This window comes from Streptomyces sp. NPDC002265 (assembly GCF_040296125.1).
In the GTDB taxonomy this organism is placed as follows: domain Bacteria; phylum Actinomycetota; class Actinomycetes; order Streptomycetales; family Streptomycetaceae; genus Streptomyces.
In genome coordinates, this window is sequence record NZ_JBEOWS010000592.1 from 1 (window position 1) to 3,082 (window position 3,082).

Consider the following 3,082-nt stretch of genomic DNA (forward strand, 5'->3'; position numbering starts at 1 on the left):
GCCCGGGCAGCACCGCTGCCCGCCGCGGGCCCCGGAAAGGAGCCTGGGAGACGTGTCCGACCTGCTGGGGGTAGCTGTTCTGGGAGCCGGCCACATGGGGGCCGACCACATACGACGTCTCGCTCACGTGGTGAGCGGCGCGCGGGTGGCCGCCGTCGCCGATCCCGACGCGGGACGGGCCAAGGAGGCGGTCGCCGGACTCGACGGCGTCGCCGTGCACACCGAGGCGGAGGCCGCGCTCTCGGCGCCGGGCGTCGACGCCGTACTGATCGCTTCGCCGGGTCCGGCCCACGAGGAGGCCCTGCTGGCGGCCTTCGCCCGCGGTCTGCCGGTGCTGTGCGAGAAGCCGATGGTGCCCGGGTCCGCGGGAGCGCTGCGGGTGGTCGAGGCGGAGGCACGGCTGGGCCGCCGGCTAGCCCAGGTCGGGTTCATGCGCCGCTACGACGCCGAGTACCGGCGGCTGAAGTCCCTGCTGGACAGCGGGCGGCTGGGGCGGCCGCTGATGCTGCACTGCACCCACCGCAACGTCTCCTCGCCGCCCGGCTTCACCAGCGCCATGCTGATCGACAGTTCCGTGTCGCACGAGATCGACGCGGCCCGCTGGCTGCTGGACCAGGAGCTGACCGCGGTGAGCGTGTTCCGGCCCCGGCCCGCCTCGGGTGCCCCCGAGGGCCTGCTGGACCCGCAGTTCGTGCTCTTCGAGACGGCCGGGGGCGCGCTGGTGGACGTGGAGGTCTTCGTCAACTGCGGCTTCGGCTACCAGGTGCGCTGCGAGGCGGTCTGCGAGGAGGGCAGCGCCCGCATCGGCGAGGAGCACGCCATGGCCGTGACGACGGCGGGCGCCGCGAGCCGGGAGGTCCCGGACGACTACCTCGTGCGGTTCGCGGACGCCTACGACCGTGAGGTGCAGGCCTGGGTCGACGCGACCCGGCGGGGCCGGGTCACCGGGGCGAGCGTCTGGGACGGCTACGCCGCCTCCGTCGTCGCCGAGGCCGGGGTCCGGGCGCTGGAGAGCGGCGGCCGGGTGGCCGTCGAGCTGGCCCCGCGCCCGGACCTGTACGGGGACGTCAGCCGCTGACGCTGGGGGCGCCGGTCTCCAGGTGTCCGGTGAACCGGCGCGACCAGGTGGTGTCGGAGTCGACGGTGACCGTGAGGTCGTACCAGCCGTTCTGGTAGGCGACCACGTTGAAAAAGTCCTCCGTGGACCCGCCCGCCGCGACCCGGTAGGTCCACGGACCGTCGCCGCGGTAGTGGTTCGCGGTGATGGTGAACGTGACCGCGGTGGCGGCCGAGTTGGTCATCCGCAGCCAGAGGGCCTCGCGGCCCGTGCCGGACTCCACGGCGTAACGCGCGCTCACCTCCGCCGACTTGCCGGCCTTGGTCGCGTCCCCCTGGAACCGGCGCAGGAAGCGGTTGGGGCCGAGCATGGTCAGGTCGTACTTGCCGTCGCCGTATCCCGCGCCGATGTTGAAGGAGTCGGTCGCGGTGGCGCCAGCGTCGACCGTGTACTGCCAGGGCGTGGTGTCGCGGTAGGCGTTGGGGTGGATCGAGAAGTGCGCCGCCCGGGTCGCGGGGGCGCCCTGGTTGGCCATGGTGAACCAGGCGAGGATCCGGCCGCTCGCGCCGAACTCCAGCCGGTCGAGCCGGCCGCCGGGCTGGTAGGGCAGCGCCCGGGCCGGCCTGGTGCCGGGCTCCTGGGCGGGCGGCGCGTTGGTGGTGGGCACCGGGTTGGGCAGCCGCCCGCACGTGGCGAAGCCGATGACGCTCGTGGCGGGCAGGTCCACCGCACCGTAGACCGGGGCGGCGAAGTCGAACACTCCGGTGAGGTCGCCGCTCACCCTGCGGCGCCAGGCGCTGATGTTGGGGCAGGCGGCGGGCTTGCCCAGGGCCGTCGTCCAGGCCTCCAGGAAGCGCAGGACCGAGGTGTGCTCGAAGACCTCGGAGGAGACCCAGCCGCCGCGGGTCCAGGGCGAGATCACGATCATGGGGACACGGAAGCCGAATCCGTACGGGACCCCGTTGAGGAACTCCCCGGCGGTGCCGGCGGGCGGGGCCGGGGGCGGCACATGGTCGAAGAAGCCGTCGTTCTCGTCGTAGTTGAGGAACAGGACGGTGGAGTCGAGGACATCCGGATCCGCGGCCAGTGCCCGGTAGACGAGGTCGACGAAGTGGGCGCCGTCGCCGGGCGGGGCGTACGGGTGCTCGGAGAAGGCCTGGTTGGGGACCACCCAGGAGACCTGGGGCAGCGTGCCCGCGACCACGTCCGCCCTGATGGCGGCGGCGATGTCGTCGGGGGTCGAGCCGGTGGCGCTCGGCACGGAGGACATGCCCCGGTCGTACAGCGGTTCGCCCGCCCTGGCCGCGGCGAACTTCTTGAAGTACGCGCAGCCGTTGTCCCCGTAGTTGTCCCGGGCGTTCTGGTAGACCCGCCAGGTCACCCCGGCGGCCTGGAGTGCCTCGGCGTAGTTCTGCCAGGTCAGCCCGGACTCGTCGCCGCCGTCGTAGCTGGCCGCGTCGACCTTGCCGCTCCACAGATAGGTGCGGTTGGGGCCGGTCGCGCTGAGCGTGGAGCAGAAGTAGGCGTCGCAGACGGTGTAGTTGTCGGCGAGCGCGTAGTGGAAGGGGATGTCGGCGCGGTCGAGGTGGCCGAGGGAGCGTACGTTGCCCACGCCGGAGACCCACTTGTCCATCCGGCCCTTGTTCCAGGCCGCGTGCTGCGAGGACCAGGAGTGCGGCAGTTCCCCGTTGCACTGCGCGAGGGTCTCGCCGTCCACGCCGCCGGCCGCGGGGGTGGCGCTCAGCCGCCACGGGTACTGGCGGCCGGAGCCGTTCGGCTGGTCGAAGACGCCGTGGCCGCCGGCCAGGGTGATGCCGCTGCGGTCGTCGAAGCCGCGCACTCCGCGCAGGCGTCCGAAGTAGTGGTCGAAGCTGCGGTTCTCCTGCATGAGGATCACCACGTGGCGTACGTCCGAGATCGTGCCGGTGGCCGCCGCCCCGGCCGCGGCGGCCGTCCGGGGGCCCGTGCCGGTCGCGATGCCCGCCGCCATGGAAGCGCCCAGTCCCACGAAAACTCTTCAGCTGA

General features: G+C 73.0%; 2 protein-coding genes. One reads left to right on the forward strand and one right to left on the reverse strand.

Annotated elements, in window-relative coordinates:
- Nucleotides 1–52: 52 nt before the first annotated feature.
- Nucleotides 53–1,078, forward strand: coding sequence for a Gfo/Idh/MocA family protein (locus ABT085_RS45235; protein ID WP_351622767.1), 1,026 nt, complete (start codon nucleotides 53–55; stop codon nucleotides 1,076–1,078).
- On the opposite strand, the gene ABT085_RS45240 is transcribed toward ABT085_RS45235, so the two are convergent.
- Nucleotides 1,068–3,047 (reverse strand): phosphocholine-specific phospholipase C, encoded by a 1,980-nt coding sequence (locus ABT085_RS45240; RefSeq protein WP_502982989.1) that lies wholly within the window; start codon nucleotides 3,045–3,047, stop codon nucleotides 1,068–1,070. The two genes, ABT085_RS45235 and ABT085_RS45240, sit on opposite strands and share 11 nt — an antisense overlap.
- Nucleotides 3,048–3,082: the final 35 nt, after the last annotated feature.

Bases quoted from the DNA above. Each gene is read 5' to 3' on its own strand.
- ABT085_RS45240 (WP_502982989.1), bottom strand. From the start codon at position 3,047: ATGGCGGCGGGCATCGCGACCGGCACGGGCCCCCGGACGGCCGCCGCG.